General features: G+C 61.8%; 16 protein-coding genes. 3 read left to right on the forward strand and 13 right to left on the reverse strand.

The window, feature by feature from the left end; genetic code table 11:
- Positions 1-16: 16 nt before the first annotated feature.
- The 5 genes from PQQ52_RS09685 to PQQ52_RS09705 all read right to left on the reverse strand — a co-directional run bounded on the left by PQQ52_RS09685 (position 17) and on the right by PQQ52_RS09705 (position 4,928).
- Complete coding sequence (locus PQQ52_RS09685) at positions 17-745, reverse strand: SDR family oxidoreductase (protein WP_408210323.1); 729 nt, start codon at positions 743-745, stop codon at positions 17-19.
- A 46-nt stretch (positions 746-791) separates the two neighbouring features.
- Positions 792-2,072 carry a sugar ABC transporter permease gene (locus tag PQQ52_RS09690; protein WP_408209746.1) on the reverse strand — a complete coding sequence of 427 codons (1,281 nt, stop codon included), beginning with the start codon at positions 2,070-2,072 and terminating at the stop codon, positions 792-794.
- Entirely contained in the window at positions 2,069-2,890 is an 822-nt protein-coding gene (locus PQQ52_RS09695; protein WP_408209749.1) for an ATP-binding cassette domain-containing protein, read from the reverse strand. The genes PQQ52_RS09690 and PQQ52_RS09695 overlap by 4 nt, the downstream gene beginning before the upstream one ends.
- A 68-nt stretch (positions 2,891-2,958) precedes the next feature.
- Complete coding sequence (locus tag PQQ52_RS09700; RefSeq protein ID WP_408209752.1) at positions 2,959-3,963, reverse strand: ABC transporter substrate-binding protein; 1,005 nt, start codon at positions 3,961-3,963, stop codon at positions 2,959-2,961.
- Between the two features lie 497 nt (positions 3,964-4,460).
- Positions 4,461-4,928, reverse strand: a complete 468-nt coding sequence (locus tag PQQ52_RS09705; RefSeq protein WP_408209754.1) for an Lrp/AsnC family transcriptional regulator — start codon at positions 4,926-4,928, stop codon at positions 4,461-4,463.
- Between the two features lie 148 nt (positions 4,929-5,076).
- Here PQQ52_RS09705 and PQQ52_RS09710 point away from each other — a divergent pair, with 148 nt between their 5' ends.
- A complete protein-coding gene (locus PQQ52_RS09710; protein WP_408209756.1) occupies positions 5,077-6,279 on the forward strand; it encodes an aminotransferase-like domain-containing protein in 1,203 nt (400 codons plus the stop codon).
- Between the two features lie 83 nt (positions 6,280-6,362).
- Here the strand turns inward: PQQ52_RS09710 and PQQ52_RS09715 are convergent, their stop codons facing one another.
- The 4 genes from PQQ52_RS09715 to guaB all read right to left on the reverse strand — a co-directional run bounded on the left by PQQ52_RS09715 (position 6,363) and on the right by guaB (position 10,800).
- Entirely contained in the window at positions 6,363-6,755 is a 393-nt protein-coding gene (locus PQQ52_RS09715) for a helix-turn-helix domain-containing protein (protein WP_408209759.1), read from the reverse strand.
- Between the two features lie 51 nt (positions 6,756-6,806).
- Positions 6,807-8,390: a glutamine-hydrolyzing GMP synthase gene (gene guaA / locus PQQ52_RS09720; RefSeq protein ID WP_408209762.1), complete on the reverse strand. Its 1,584-nt coding sequence runs from the start codon at positions 8,388-8,390 to the stop codon at positions 6,807-6,809.
- 214 nt (positions 8,391-8,604) lie between these two features.
- On the reverse strand, positions 8,605-9,333 hold the full coding sequence (locus tag PQQ52_RS09725) for a hypothetical protein (RefSeq protein WP_408209765.1): 729 nt from the start codon (positions 9,331-9,333) through the stop codon (positions 8,605-8,607).
- A gap of 6 nt (positions 9,334-9,339) precedes the next feature.
- The gene (guaB, locus tag PQQ52_RS09730; RefSeq protein ID WP_408209768.1) at positions 9,340-10,800 is read right to left on the reverse strand and encodes an IMP dehydrogenase; all 1,461 of its coding nucleotides are present in this window, start codon (positions 10,798-10,800) and stop codon (positions 9,340-9,342) included.
- A 360-nt stretch (positions 10,801-11,160) separates the two neighbouring features.
- Here guaB and PQQ52_RS09735 point away from each other — a divergent pair, with 360 nt between their 5' ends.
- The gene (locus PQQ52_RS09735) at positions 11,161-12,138 is read left to right on the forward strand and encodes a DMT family transporter (protein ID WP_408209771.1); all 978 of its coding nucleotides are present in this window, start codon (positions 11,161-11,163) and stop codon (positions 12,136-12,138) included.
- A 101-nt stretch (positions 12,139-12,239) separates the two neighbouring features.
- Here PQQ52_RS09735 and PQQ52_RS09740 read toward each other — a convergent pair whose 3' ends face one another.
- Entirely contained in the window at positions 12,240-12,572 is a 333-nt protein-coding gene (locus PQQ52_RS09740) for an RnfH family protein (RefSeq protein ID WP_408209774.1), read from the reverse strand.
- The gene (locus tag PQQ52_RS09745) at positions 12,569-13,006 is read right to left on the reverse strand and encodes a type II toxin-antitoxin system RatA family toxin (RefSeq protein ID WP_063496516.1); all 438 of its coding nucleotides are present in this window, start codon (positions 13,004-13,006) and stop codon (positions 12,569-12,571) included. The genes PQQ52_RS09740 and PQQ52_RS09745 overlap by 4 nt, the downstream gene beginning before the upstream one ends.
- Positions 13,007-13,106: 100 nt before the next feature.
- On the opposite strand from PQQ52_RS09745, the gene smpB reads away from it, so the two are divergent.
- On the forward strand, positions 13,107-13,553 hold the full coding sequence (smpB, locus tag PQQ52_RS09750; RefSeq protein ID WP_042323149.1) for an SsrA-binding protein SmpB: 447 nt from the start codon (positions 13,107-13,109) through the stop codon (positions 13,551-13,553).
- Positions 13,554-13,754: 201 nt separating this feature from the next.
- Here smpB and PQQ52_RS09755 read toward each other — a convergent pair whose 3' ends face one another.
- Together PQQ52_RS09755 and PQQ52_RS09760 are read right to left on the reverse strand one after the other, a co-directional pair.
- Complete coding sequence (locus PQQ52_RS09755) at positions 13,755-14,687, reverse strand: SPFH domain-containing protein (protein WP_408209777.1); 933 nt, start codon at positions 14,685-14,687, stop codon at positions 13,755-13,757.
- Positions 14,688-14,774: 87 nt separating this feature from the next.
- The gene (locus PQQ52_RS09760; RefSeq protein WP_408209780.1) at positions 14,775-15,230 is read right to left on the reverse strand and encodes an NfeD family protein; all 456 of its coding nucleotides are present in this window, start codon (positions 15,228-15,230) and stop codon (positions 14,775-14,777) included.
- Between the last annotated feature and the right edge of the window lie 50 nt (positions 15,231-15,280).

A 15,280-nucleotide genomic window follows, 5' to 3' on the forward strand; every position in this document is an offset into this window, starting at 1 on the left:
CCGCCTGCCACGCAATTCAGATATCGACGCTATTCGGAAGGATCACGAGGTCACGGATCGTCACGTTGCGTGGCCGCGTCAGCATGAAGAGCACCGCGTCGGCGACCTCCTTGGGCTGCATCAGGCTGCCCAGGGCGAGCGCCTCGTCCATCTTCTCCTTTGGCCAGTCGTCGAGCAGCGCCGTGACGACCGGACCCGGGGCCACCGCACCGACCCGCACGCCATGTTTGGAGACTTGGCGTCGAAGCGTGTGGACGAAGGCCTGTACCGCGAATTTGGAGGCGGTGTAGATCGGCTCCCACACAACCGGGACGAAGCCCGCGACAGAACTGGTGAAGATGATGTCGCCCGATTTCTGCGCGACCAGATGCGGCAGCACAGCGTGAACCGATCGGAACGCGGCGTTGACGTTCAGGTTCAGCATGCGATCCCACTCGTCCGGATTGCCATTCAGCACTTCGCCGCCAACGTACGCGCCGGCGTTGGCGTGGAAAATGTCGAGTCCGCCGGCAAGGTCAAGGATTTTCGGCAGCATCCCCGACACCTCCGAGGGCTGCAGCAGATCCACGACGAGCGGCAACGCGTTGTCTCCCAACTCTGCGCACAATTTCTCGAGCCTCTCTCTGGCACGATCGATCAGCACGACCTTCGCACCTTCCGAGATCAGTGTGCGCGCGCACTCGAGGCCGATTCCCGATGCCGCACCTGTGATGGCGGCAACTTTCCCCTTCATCAAGTCAGTCATTTGCTGCTCTCCGGTCTCATGCAAGATAGTTGCTGGCTTACTGGATTTACGCGCGGCCATGCGAGACGCGAGACTGCCGGGCGAGCGAGTCGACGATCACCGCGATCGCCAGCACCGCGCCGGTGATCATGAAGCGCAACGAGGACGACAGGTTCAGCAGCGTCAGACCGCTGGCAATCGACTGGATTACGATAATGCCCAGTACTGCAGAATATGCACTGCCGTGGCCGCCGAACAGGCTGGTGCCGCCGATCACGGCTGCTGCGATGGCGTTCAGGTTCACGTCACCGGTACCGGCCTGCGTGCTTGCCGAGGCGAGTCGTGCTGCGGTCAGCACGCCGCCAAGCGCGGCGAGACTGGCGCACAGCACAAAGGCGCTGGTGTAGATGGCGCCGACATTGATGCCTGCCCGCCTCGCGGCCTCGCGATTCCCACCGACTGCGTTCATCGAGCGGCCCCAGCGCGTCCTCTTGAGCGCATAGTCCATCGCTACCGCGAGGCCGAGGAAGATGCCGAACATCAGCGGAACACCTCGTCCCTGGTTGAGGTAGGCCACCACGATCTCCAGCAGCACGGTGATGGCAAGGCTGCGCACGAGCAGGCCGCCCACCGAGGGCGCAGAGAGCCTGGATGCACGGCGCCGTTCACGCGTGCGCAGTCCAAGCGCCAGCATCACGGCACCCGGTACCAGCACAAGGAGATACGATACGACGGCAGGGATGATGATGAGTTGCCCGAGGTTCACCATCGCCGAGTCGTAGGGCAGATTGATCGAACCGCTGGCGCCGAGGACGTAGAGCTGCAACCCGAGGATCGCAAGCAGCCCGGCCAGTGTCGCGACGAAGCTCGGCATGCCGAACCGGTTGAGCAGCAGCGCGTACAGGATGCCGACCAGCGCGCCGGCTGCGACGGCGGCGACGATGGCCAGCAGCACCGGCCAGCCTTGATTGACCCAAAGCGTACCTACGAGGGCCGAAGCGAAGCCGCTCATCGAGCCTACCGATAGATCTATCTGCCCCACCATCAGCACGCAGACGATGCCCAGCGAGATCACCCCCACCGTTGAGCAGTCGAACAGCAGGTTCACCATGTTGTTGGCCGAGAGGAACACTGGGTTCAAACTGGTAAACACGGTCCAGATAATGATCAGGCCCGCGATGACCGGCAGCGATCCCAGATCGCCAGAGCGCACCCGTTCGACAAAGGCGGCAACGGTACCGCCGACTCCGACGGCATGCTTGACGCGAACATCGCTGCGATCGAGCAGCGTGGACGGCTGCGGCGCGCCTGGCGTTTCATCGGGAGCGCCTTGCATTTTGTTACTCATGATCGTTCCTTTGTCCAGGCGCCCTGCTCGGCCTGACGGCGGCCGGCGCGGCGCGACACAGCGTTCTCGGTGGCGCCGGTGATCGCGGCCACAAGTTCCTCGTTCGAAGAGTCGGGATAGAAGACGCCGTTGTTGCGGCCGAGCCGTAGCACCACGATCCGATCCGCTACGGCGCGGACGTCTTCCATGTTGTGGCTGATCATGATGACCGCGTGGCCACGGTCGCGCACCCGCTCGATCAGGTTCAGCACTTCAGCGGTCTGGGCCACGCCCAGCGCCGCCGTCGGCTCATCGAGCATGATCAGCTTCGGGTCCAGCAGCAGCGAGCGCGCGATTGCCACGGTCTGGCGCTGGCCACCCGACAGCGAGGCGACCACGTCGCGCACGCTAGGTATGCGGGCCGACAGCTCGTTCAGCAGCGTCCATGCCTTCACCTCCATCGCGACCTCGTCGAGACGCAGCGGATTCAGCTCGCGTCCAAGGTAGATATTCGCAACGACATCGAGGTTTTCACACAGCGCGAGGTCCTGGAACACAGTGGCGATGCCGAGATTGAGCGCCGCGCCCGGATCGGGCAGCGTGACCTCCTGGCCACCGAAGGTGATCGTGCCAGTGGTCGGTTGATGGACACCGGCGAGCACCTTCACCAACGTTGATTTCCCGGCCCCGTTGTCACCCACGAGGGCGACGACTTCGCCGGCATGCACGTCGAGCTCGATGTCCGTCAGGGCAGATACCGCGCCGAAGTGTTTCGAGACGCCGCGCAGGCTCAGGACCAGTTCGCCTGGCCTTGACCGTGTTGTGGGGTCGTCAGTCATGGGAGGGACACCTCATGAGGGATGGCGCGACCCGGCACGAGCCAGATCCCGTCCGGCGCCGCGCCGGATCAGTTCGTGATGCCAAGTTTCTTGCACCCTTCGGCATAGCGATCGGTGCACAGATCCTTGGCGCTCGCGAACCCCTTGTCGACGACCTCCGCCTTGAGGTTCTTCGCCGTGATCACGGCTGGTTTGAAGAGCTGGGACGGCGTCTTGAAGAGCGTCGTTTCGGCCTTCGGGGACTGGCCGGACAGGAAGCCGACAGCCACTTTCGCGGCCGCGGCCGCGACGATCTCGCTCGGCTTCAGGATCGTGTTGTACTGGTCGCCCGAGATGATCAACTGCAGCCCTGCGATCGTCGCGTCATTGCCCGTCACGGGCGGCACCGGGTTGACACCGGCTGCCTTGAAGGCCGCGACGGCCCCGCCGCCCGTGCCGTCATTGGCGGCCACGACGCCGACAATCTGCGACCCGAAGCGGGTGATCTGTCCACTGACCCACTGCTGCGCTTTCGGCGGAGCCCAGTCCGGTGTGTCGTACTCCGCTAGCGTCTTGTAGCCACTGCCCTGCACGCCCTCGTGGCTGCCCTTTTTGATCAGCCCAGCCGCCGCGTCGACGGGCGAGCCATTGACTTCGAGCAAGCCGCCCCTGGTCGTCGGCACGCCCGTGTCTTTCAGGTGCTGGACGAGCGACTGCGCGATTGCACGGCCGATGCCTTCGTTGTCGAACGACACGTAGTAGTCGGCTGGCGTCGACGGTACAGGCCGGTCATAGGCGATTACCTTGATGCCCTGGCTCTGCGCCAGGTGGACCAAAGAGGCGGCGGCCGCCGAATCCACAGGGTCGAGAACGATCACCTTCGCACCCTGAGAAATCGCCGAGTTGAACTGCTGCTGCTGCTGCGCGACGTCGCCGTTTGCGTTTTGATAAAGCACCTTGCAGTCGGGGCAGAGCTTGCTCATTTCGGCCTTGAAGCCGGGGAAATCATGCTGTTCGTAGCGCGTCGAGCCCTCGTCGGGCATCAGGAAGGCGACCGTTCCGGCCGGCGCTGCAATGGCCGCCGTGCCGCTCATCAGGCTCAGGGTCAGCGCGCTGACGCCGATCAGCTTGTTCGATAGTCTGGTCATCGGGTGTCTCCGTTTTTTAAGGTAATGAGCGGCGCAGGCGTTGCCTGACCCTGTACCGATGTCCGACCGCCTCACCCGGCCGGCATAGCGCCCGTGTCGTCAATGATCCGGCGATAACCAGCCTCATCGACAGCGTGGGTCACCAATGCCGGCAGCACCTGATTCGCGCACATGTTGCATCCGTGCTGCATCAGATCAGTCCGCGCTTTCAGACGGCTTCAGATTAAATCAATTGATTTAACTACGTCAACGGCATTCAATCGCACCTCGGGCAAACACTGATCCCGGGCTCGCATGTGAATTGGGGGGCACATCGATACCGTCACGGACCGGAAAACCGGCCCGGCGACCTGGCGAAATGCCGCATCAGGCATTCACCGGTCCCGATTCGTGCAGGCGGTTGACTTATGCCTCGCGGTTGGAGGCCAAACGGAGGATGACTGCTATTTCAATGGAAGCCGGCTACCCCCTTGGCTATGTGAAGTCAGCTGCATCTGCCGACATACGATCGCGCTACTGGTCTCCAATATGCCGCAGGCACTACGCAATTCCTCGATGATCCGGTTGAGGTGTTCCGGGTCCAAACACGCAACGCGAAGTCTCGCGTCGAACGTCCCCGTAAGGACCGTTCCCTCGAGAACACTGTCCATGCGCTGGATCTTTTTCTCGAAGGTCGCCATTGAGGTTCCGGGCTGCAACCGCACGTCGATGAAGGCTTGCAGACCGAGGCCCATCGCGGCCGCAGGAATTTCGATCGAGAACTTCGAGATCACGCCGGTTTCCACCAGTCGTTGCACCCGCTCAGCCGTCGCGTTGGCACTCAGGTTCGCCACTTCGCCAAGTTCACGGAAGCTTATTCTGCTGTTTCCCGCAAGAGCGGTGAGGATTCTTCGGTCACGGTCATCGATCATGCTGGGTTCCTTGCGAATTCATCGGCAATTTTCATTGTTTACCGATTTTAATCACAAAATCTACCATGCCTCCGCGGTAACGAATGGGTTTGCGATAACTTTCAGATAATTCAAGCAAATCGTGAACCGAACTATGCGAGGCCAAACAATGTCACACCCGAATCTGCTGTCGCGCCTGTCTACCCGCCTCGCACCGTCGGGCATCCGGAAACTCGAGCAACTGGCCAAAGACACGCCCGGTCTCATTTCGTTAGGACCAGGGCAACCCGATGACGCGCTGTTCCCTTCCATCGAGATTTTCAGCGCGTTGAACGGTGTGTTCGGCAATCCGGATACAGCCGCGCGCGCTCTGCAGTACGGCCCATCTCAGGGCAGTCCGGAGCTCCTGGCTCTTTTGGCGCGGCACATGCTCAACCGCGGCGTCACCTGTGACACGTCGAACATTCTTGTTACCGCGGGCGCCCAGCAGGCAATCGACCTGATTGCCCAGTTGCTGGTAGATGAGGGTGACTCCGTGCTGGTGCAACCCAATACCTATCCGGGCGCATTGCAGGTGTTTCGGGCCCGTGGCGCGAAAGTCGCATCGCTCGCTGATCAGGATGATTCGATGCGAGGGAGCGACACGAAGTTTATTTACGCTATGACCGATTTCCAGAATCCCACTGGCGAGGTTCTCAGCGCGGACGAGCGTGCGGCGCTCCTGGCGACTGCACGTCAGCGTGGCACGTTTCTAGTCGAAGACAGCCCGTATCGTGAGATCAGATTTTCCGACCGTGACCTTCCGCCCACACTTCTTGAAATGGATTGCGGCAATGCATCGCCCAACACGGGAAGGACATTGTTTGTCGGTTCATTTTCCAAAATCATCGCCCCGGGACTTCGGGTCGGGTGGATTGTGGGTCCGGCAAACGTCATCTCGCTGCTGACACTTCTGCGCCAGGGCAGCGATCTTCAGCCCAGCACGCTCTCGCAGGAAATTGTGGTCAATCTGCTCAAGCACGGAATAGATGGCCACGTGGCACGTGTTCAACGGAGGTACCAGGCGCGGCGCGATGCAATGCTCGACGCATTGCAAACACACCTGCTTCCGTACGCGACGTGGAACGCGCCAGAGGGCGGATTCTTTGTATGGGTAAAACTAAGTGTTCCTATCGACGCGAGCGAGTTACTAGACAAGGCAATTGAGAACGGCGTTGCGTATGTCCCCGGTTCGGAATTTCATCATGACGCGCGTGGCTCGTCGAATCTTCGTCTGAGCTTTTCGATCGCCGATCCTCAGTTCATGAATGAAGCAATTCGCCGGCTTGCCGCCACCTTAGCCGCCGTACTCAAAAACACAACTTCCGATTGAGTCGTATCCCGCATTTTCCCTGCGCTCGCCCAAAGAATCCCGTCCTGATGAGGGAGGCCAGGTTGTCTGCACGGACGAACGTGTCATCTGCTGTCCAATTGCTCGCGACGAAGGGCTCTGTTTTTCCGGAGGGAGCAGACGTAGAGTCCCGACGCTTTGGCGCCGGGGGTGCAATTTGCTTTGTAGCGCGCGACCGCCTTGGCGGTGCTGCATCCCGCAGGCTTCGGCCAAGAGGGTCGTCCTTCAGCAGGAGCCAGGTCTTTGTCCGCGCCCAATACCTGCATGACCGCCAGATAGGCGCCTATCGTGACCCCGGAACTGCCCTTCTCCAAACTCCGCAGTGTGACTGGCGTCATTCCCGCCCGTTCCGCGACCCGCTTGCCGGTCAGGCGCCGGCGCCCCAAGCGTAAACGCTCCCCGAGCTGCTGCAAGCGCAGCTCGGTACTGCGTAGCAAGGGAGCGGTTTTTGGGGCCACAAGAGCAATATCACCACTCTAATCGGCCAAAATGGAAAGAATATTATGCTTTTATTCCCACTCGATCGTCGCCGGCGGTTTCCCCGAGATGTCGTACACCACCCGGTTAATCCCACGCACTTCATTAATGATGCGGTTCGACACATGCCCCAGCAACTCGTGCGGCAGATGCGCCCAATGCGCGGTCATGAAGTCCAGCGTCTGTACAGCGCGCAGCGCAACGACGTACTCGTAAGTCCGGCCGTCACCCATCACGCCGACGCTCTTCACCGGCAGGAACACCGCGAACGCCTGGCTCGTCAGGTCGTACCATGACTTGCCGGTTTCCTTGTCGATGAACGTGCGCAGCGTCTCGATGAAAATTGCGTCCGCGCGACGCAGCAGATCGGCGAAATCACGGCGCACTTCGCCGAGAATCCGCACGCCCAGACCCGGGCCAGGGAACGGATGGCGATACACCATTGCCGGCGGCAAACCGAGCTTCACGCCGAGTTCGCGCACTTCGTCCTTGAACAGCTCGCGCAGCGGCTCGAGCAGCTTCAGATTCAGCGTCTCGGGCAGACCACCCACGTTGTGGTGGCTCTTGATGGTCTGCGTCGCCTTCTTGCCCTTGCCCGCCGATTCGATCACGTCCGGATAGATCGTGCCTTGCGCCAGCCACTTTGCGTCGGTCAGCTTGTTGGCTTCGGTCTGGAACACTTCGACGAATTCCGCGCCGATGATCTTGCGCTTCGCTTCCGGGTCGGTCACACCGGCCAGCTTCGACAGGAACACTTCGCTTGCGTCAACGTGAATCACCTTCACGCCGAGGTTTTCAGCGAACGTTGCCATTACCTGCTCGGCTTCGTTCAGGCGCAGCAGGCCGTGATCGACGAACACGCAAGTCAGCTGGTCGCCGATCGCGCGATGCAGCAGCGCCGCCGCCACCGACGAATCCACGCCGCCGGACAAGCCCAGAATCACATGCTCTTTGCCCACCTGCTCGCGAATCTTCGCGACGGCTTCGTCGATGTAATGACCCATTTCCCAGTCGGGATTCGCGCCGCAAATCTTCAGCACGAAACGTTCGAGCATCGCGCGGCCTTGCACGGTGTGCGTGACTTCCGGGTGCCATTGCAGGCCGTAGAAATGGCGCTGTTCGTCGGCCATGGCCGCGATCGGGCACGATTCCGTCGATGCCATCAGCTGGAAGCCCGCCGGCATTTCCAGCACCTTGTCGCCGTGGCTCATCCACACCTTCAGCATGCCGTGACCTTCCGGCGTGGTGAAGTCGCTGATGCCTTCGAGCAGGCTCGTATGGTTGCGCGCGCGCACTTCGGCATAGCCGAACTCACGCAGGTGGCCGATATCGACCTTGCCGCCGAGCTGCTCGGCCATCGCCTGCATACCGTAGCAAATGCCGAGTACCGGCACGCCGAGTTCGAACACCGCTTGCGGCACGCGCGGCGTATCCGTTTCGGTGACCGAGCTCGGGCCGCCGGAGAGGATCACGCCCTTCGGCGCGAAATCGCGAATGAACGACGCATCGACGTCGTACGGATGAATTTCCGAATACACGTTGGCTTCGCGAACGCGACGTGCAATCAGTTGGGTGACTTGTGAACCGAAGTCGAGGATCAGGATCTTGTCATGCATGGCAGCGGACGGAGTCAAAAGTGAACGGATACGGGATGCCGCGCACGAAGCGCGGCGTTGAATTCAAAGCGGTCCACGTGGGGACGATCGAACATGAAGCGTGACGATGAAGCACGCGAAATCTTCGGGCGCTGCAGGCACTCACCTGCGGCGCGCACGAACGGAATCCGGTAGCTTCGGCAGGTGTTCTGGCGCTCGAGGCGTCAGTCATGAGTCAGCCATGAAACGGCGGCCGGGGTGCGCCGGGCGCATCGGCCGCGGAGTTGCGAGCTTCGTCGCGCGCGGCCGCAGCCTCGGCCCGTGTGGCGCGTTCAGACGCCGTCAGGCCCGGCTCGTCGATCTCGGGATGAAGCGGTGCTGCCGCAACTGGACTCGCGGGCCGTGTGACCGGCATGACAGGCTCAACCACCGGCTCAGCGCGATAAACCGGAAAACCCGCCGTGACGGGAGTGGGTTCGCGCCGGTTGGCAGCATCTTTCGCGGCGTCTTTAGCAGCCTGTTTCTCAGCGCGCTCGGCAGCGGCGGCCTCAGCCAGCTGTACCTTTTCGCGCCGCCGCACCGCGCCCGAAAGGCGCACACCGCCGAGACCGATCACCAGCAGCACCACACCGGTCAACACAGCGATGATCTGCCCGAAGCCGGTCAGTGCCGGCGTATGCAGTCCCAGTAGCCAGACCAGCATCAGCACGCCGGTCAGCCAGTTCACATGCCCGACGACCTTGGCAACCGTCGACGTAAGCGAACCGTCGAGCGACGCGTGCAAAGCAAGCCACGCGAGCCCGATCAGCGCCACGCCAAACCCCTGGCCGACCAGGGCCGGCTGGGTTTGCACCAATAGCAGCGCGTTGTACAACGAAGTCCAGGGCGTCAGCAGAAACAGCAGGCCGAACGCAAGCAACAACAATGCATCGAGGATGAGTACAGCGCGCAGCAATGGCTTCATTGGCGTTTAGTCCACGTGGTAGTTGGGTGCTTCCTTGGTGATCTGCACGTCATGCACATGCGACTCGCGCAAGCCCGCGCCCGTGATCTGCACGAACTCGGCCTTGTCGTTCATCTCCGAGATCGTGCGGCAACCGCAGTAGCCCATGCTGGCGCGCACACCGCCGATCAGCTGGAACAGGATCGCGTTGACCGAGCCCTTGTAGGCGACGCGGCCTTCGATACCTTCCGGCACCAGCTTGTCGATGTTCGCGGAGTTGTCCTGGAAGTAGCGATCCGCAGCGCCGTCTTTCATCGCGCCGACCGAGCCCATGCCGCGGTACGACTTGTACTGGCGGCCCTGGAACAGGAACACGTCGCCCGGCGCTTCTTCGGTGCCGGCGAACATGCTGCCCATCATCACGGAATTCGCACCGGCGGCCAGCGCCTTGCTGACGTCGCCCGAGAAACGCACGCCGCCGTCGGCGATGACCGGCACCCCTGTGCCCTTCAGTGCTTCGGAGACGTTGGAGATCGCGGTGACCTGCGGCACGCCCACGCCAGCAACGATCCGCGTCGTGCAGATCGAGCCGGGGCCGATACCGACCTTCACGCCGTCTGCGCCGTACTCGACGAGCGCCTTGGCCGCCGCAGCAGTAGCGATGTTGCCGCCGATCACTTCGACGTGCGGGAATTTCTGTTTGACCCACTTGACGCGCTCGAGCACGCCCTTGCTGTGGCCGTGCGCCGTGTCGACGACGATCACGTCCACACCCGCCTGCACCAGCAGTTCCACGCGCTCTTCGTTGTCTTCGCCCACGCCGACCGCGGCGCCTGCGCGCAGCTTGCCGTGTTCGTCTTTACACGCGTCCGGGTGTTCGGTTTGCTTGGTGATGTCCTTGACGGTCATCAGGCCGCGCAGTTCGAATGCGTCGTTAATGACCAGCACGCGCTCGAGGCGGTGGCTGTGCATCAGCGCCTTGGCTTCGGCGAGCGGCGTGCCTTCCTTGACGGTGACGAGGCGCTCGCGCGGCGTCATGATGTTGCGCACCGGTTCGTCCAGACGCTCTTCGAAACGCAAGTCACGGTTCGTGACGATCCCGATCAACTGCGCGCCCTCGACGACCGGAAAACCCGAAATGCCATGCTGGCGCGACAGTGCGATGACGTCGCGCACCTTCATTTGCGGCGGCACCGTGATCGGATCGCGCACGACGCCCGATTCGAAGCGCTTGACCTTGGCAACTTCACGCGCCTGCTCGGCCGGCGTGAGATTCTTGTGGATGATGCCCACACCACCCATTTGCGCCATCGCGATCGCGAGACGGGCTTCGGTGACGGTGTCCATGGCGGCGGACACAAGCGGCATATTCAGGGAGATGTTGCGGGTCAGCCGGGTCTTGAGGCTGGTGTCGCGCGGCAGAACATCAGAAAAGGCCGGGACGAGGAGCACGTCATCGAACGTGAGTGCTGTTTGGATCAGACGCATGGCAAATCCTATAGGCGCAAAAGCGAATTATACGCGATACCTCCCTGGTTTTCACTGCACTAACAGCAGCTTAGCGAATTTCGGGCGATTTTTTTCGTGACTTCGGACCCTTCAATTTCGCTTCTGCGTTCGCCTCGGGTTCGATCCGGTTTCGTTTGCGCGTTCGGGCGCATGGAGGCGCCGCTCGGGTCGATCTCGGGAAATTCAGGGCGACTTATGCGCCGCCGAGCCGCCGCGTGAGCGTTAAAAGGCGCCTGAAAGCGCCAGATATAACCGCCGGAATGCAGAATCAAACAAGACACCCCACCCGCCAAACGGCTATTCTGCCGACCATTCCAGTTTTTCTTGCAGGGGCAGTCGATGCAGCGCGGTGTGGCATATGGAGTAATGGCCGGGGCCCTATGGGGCATGGTGTTTCTGGTGCCGCGCGTGCTGCCCGATTTTTCGCCGCTGCTGCTAAGCGCCGGTCGCTACACGATGTACGGCATCGTCTCGCTGGCCGCCGCGCTGCCAATGGCCCGTTCGCTCGTCAAACGCCTGACCCGCGAGGATCTCGGCGCCCTGGTCAAACTGGCCCTGGCCGGCAATCTGCTCTACTACCTGCTGCTGACCGCGGCCGTCCATATGATCGGCATCGCGCCGGCGTCGTTGATCGTCGGCGTGCTGCCGGTCACGGTGACGCTGCTCGGCCGGCGCGATCAGGGCGCCGTGCCGCTCGCCCGCCTCGCATGGCCGCTCGCGCTGGTGGTGGCCGGCATCGCCTGCATCAACATCGACGTCTTCACGGTAGCGGACAGCACGCCCGTGAGTATCGCGACGAAGCTCCTCGGCCTCGCCTGCGCGGTCGGCGCGCTCGCCTGCTGGACCTGGTTCGCGGTCGAAAACGCCCGTTATCTGCAGCGGCGGACGCATTTCAGCGGCAACGAGTGGTCGGTGCTCTGGGGCGTGGTGACAGGCGCGCTTGGCGCTGCCTTGTGGCTGGTGGTCGCCGTCATGCCCTCTGGCGGCCTGCAGGCGCCCCTCGGCGACGGGCGCTGGCACACCTTCTGGATGCTGAATCTGGGGCTCGCTGTGGGCGCGTCGTGGCTCGGCAACGGGCTGTGGAACGCCGCGTCGAAGCGGCTGCCGCTGACCCTGTCCGGTCAGATGATCGTGTTTGAGACGCTATTCGCGCTGCTCTACGCGTTCATCTACGACCAGCGCCTGCCGCGCCCGCTGGAAACCGCGGCGATCCTGCTGCTGGTCGCGGGGGTGTGCTGGTCGGTGCGCCAGCACGCGGACGACGATTCGTCCGGGGCGGCGTCGATCGAGGGAAAAGCACAGGTTTCGGCGCATTGAGACGAGGCATGGCCAACGCTGCGCAACGACGGCAGCTTGCGGATGGTAAGCCCTGAACTGGCTTACGACGCTCCGTCAAACGCCACTACCGCACGATACCCTTAGCGCGAATCCTTGTTCTGCCAGCGACGCCCTTCGATCGAACCCGCCTTGCGGGTCTTCTCGACGCGCCGTTGACGCGACAGCTTCGGATCCACCAGCAAAGGCCGGTAAATCTCGACGCGATCGTGGTCGGCGAGTACCGTATCGAGCGGCTTGAGCTTGCCGAACACGCCGACCTTCTGCGTGCCCAGATCGATCTGCGGATAACGCCGCACGATGCCGCTCGCGTCCAGCGCCTGCTGCAGCGTGGCGCCTTCCGGCAATTCCACGGCGATTACTGTCTGCTCATTGGCGAGCGCGTAGCAGACTTCAATCGACAAGCGCGCGCTCATGCCTTACCGTAGCGCTGATCGGCGCGCTTCACGAACGATTCGACGAAGGTGTTGGCAATGTGGCTGAACACCGGCCCAATGATCTTCTCGAGAATAATGTTGGTGAATTCGTAGTGCAGCGCGAATTCGATCTTGCAGGCATCCGCGCGCAACGGCGTAAAGCGCCAGAAACCGGTGAATTTGCGAAATGGGCCGTCCGCGAACTCCATATCGATGCGCGTGGGCCGCTCCATGCTGTTATGCGTGGCGAAATGCTGCTTGATGCCCTTGAAGTTGATATCGATCTTCGCCTCCATGCCGGTTTCGTCCTGGCGACGGATTTCGACTCCCCCGCACCAAGGCAGGAAGTTGGGGTAATCGGCGACGTCGGTGACGAGGTCGAACATCTGTTCCGCCGAATGGCGGATCAACACGGTTTTCTGGACATCTGCCATAAATTGAACAGCGCGTGGCAAGGGTGGACAAGCGCCGCGGGCTTTCCTTGCCCCGCTTTGCTAAAATCGTGATTTTAAACGAGTTGGGCACTTTCCATTCATGAGCATCATCGACAACAGAAAAGCCTTCTACGACTACTCGGTCGAAGAACGCTATGAAGCAGGGCTCGTGCTCGAAGGATGGGAGGTCAAGGCGCTGCGCGCCGGGCGCGGTCAGATCAAGGAAGGTTACGTTGTCATCAAGAATAACGAACTGTTCCTGATCGGTACGCATATCAGCCCGCTGCCCGAAGCCTCGACCCACATCAACCCGGACCCGGTGCGCACGCGCAAGCTGCTGCTGCATAGCGAGGAAATCAGCAAACTGATCGGCAAAGTCGAGCAGCGCGGCTACACGCTCGTGCCGCTGAACTTCCATTACAAGGGCGGCCGCGTCAAATGCGAGATCGGCCTGGCCAAGGGTAAGAAGCAGCACGACAAGCGCGAGACCGAAAAGAAACGCGACTGGGAACGCGAGAAGGCGCGCCTGATGCGCTCGCCGTCGTAATGGTGGTCTTCAGGCTTGAGTGGCGAGTCGATCCGCGACCTGGCCTGACCGGCGCTGCGTGATGCGCGGATTTGCCGCACTTTGCCAGCCCGAGTTGGCTCGCCGGCAAAAGCTGCGATTGGACGAAAATTCAACGAACATTCAACGAAAAATGGCCCGCTTATTTCGCGGGCCATTTTTTTCGGCAAGGAAAAACGTCAATCAGCGCACGTCCGTCGCGCCCTTCCCCTTATTCACGATGGTCAGCGCCGACGCAATCATCGAACTCATATCCGCCAGGTTGCCCGGCACGATCAGCGTGGTGCCCTGCTTCGCCAGGTTACCGAATGCGTTGACATACTGCTCGGCCACCTTCAGGTTCACCGCTTCCATCCCGCCGTTCGACTGGATGGCCGCCGCAATCTTCTGAATCGCCTGCGAATTAGCCTCCGCCACCGCCAGAATCGCCGCTGCTTGCCCCTGCGCCTGATTGATCGCCGCCTGCCGTTCGCCTTCGGACTTCTGGATCGATGCTTCGCGCCCACCCGAGGCGATATTGATCTGCTCCTGCTTACGCCCTTCGGATGCCGCGATCAGCGCGCGCTTCTCGCGCTCGGCGGTGATCTGCGCCTGCATCGCATGAAGAATTTCCTTGGGCGGCGTCAGGTCCTTGATCTCGTAGCGCAGCACCTTGACACCCCAGTTCGACGCGGCCTCATCGAGCGACGACACAATACTGTGGTTGATGAAGTCGCGTTCCTCGAAAGTCTTGTCAAGTTCGAGTTTGCCGATCACCGAGCGCAGCGTGGTCTGCGACAACTGTGTAATCGCGAACACGAAGTTGCTTGAGCCGTACGACGCCTTCATGGGATCGGTGACCTGGAAATACAGCACACCATCCACCTGCAGTTGCGTGTTGTCGCGCGTAATACATACCTGGCTCGGCACTTCGAGCGGGATTTCCTTGAGGATGTGCTTGTACGCAATGCGGTCGACGAACGGAAACGCAAAACTCAGGCCCGGCGTCAACGTGCGGTGATAGCGGCCGAGCCGCTCCAGCACCCACGCATGTTGCTGCGGCACGATCTTGAGCGTCTGCGCCGCTAGCACGATCACGATAATCAGAAGCACCGCCCCGACAATGGTTGAATCCATTACTGCCCTCCGGTCCGTAGTTCGAATGGTTGTGCGTAGTTCTGTGCACGCGCTGGTGCAGGATTTTGTACGCGCACTGGTATGTGCTCAGGCCGCCGTTGCCTTGGCTTTCTCCAGCCGGCTGGCCACGACGACAAGGCAACTGCCACGCATCTCGACGATTTCATAGAGCTGCGCGTCTTCGGGTTCGCCGGCAGCCAATTCGACGTCCCATGCGGCACCGCGATAGTTGGCGCGCGCCCGGCGCTCGTGCCAAGCCGGCACGGCAAGCGTTTGACCGATGTCCAGGTTGACGTCCGGGTTCTTCGACGCCTCCTTACGCGTTCTGCGGCCAAAGCGCGAACGCCTGAGCAACAGGACGGCCGCCAGCGCCACGACCGCTGCAATCGCGAACTGCAGGTCGGCGGCGACGCCCGCCAGTTGCGCAATGGCAGCCGCAATGCAGCCCAACGCGATCATCAGCAAATAGAACGTGCCGCTGATCAACTCCAGCACGACAAGCACACCCGCCCCGATCCACCAGAACAATCCACCTGGCGCCACGTCGACCTCCACAAAACAAAACACCCCGGATCTACCGGGGTGTTTATAGC

This window comes from Paraburkholderia sediminicola, assembly GCF_046030555.1.
GTDB lineage: Bacteria > Pseudomonadota > Gammaproteobacteria > Burkholderiales > Burkholderiaceae > Paraburkholderia > Paraburkholderia sediminicola_E.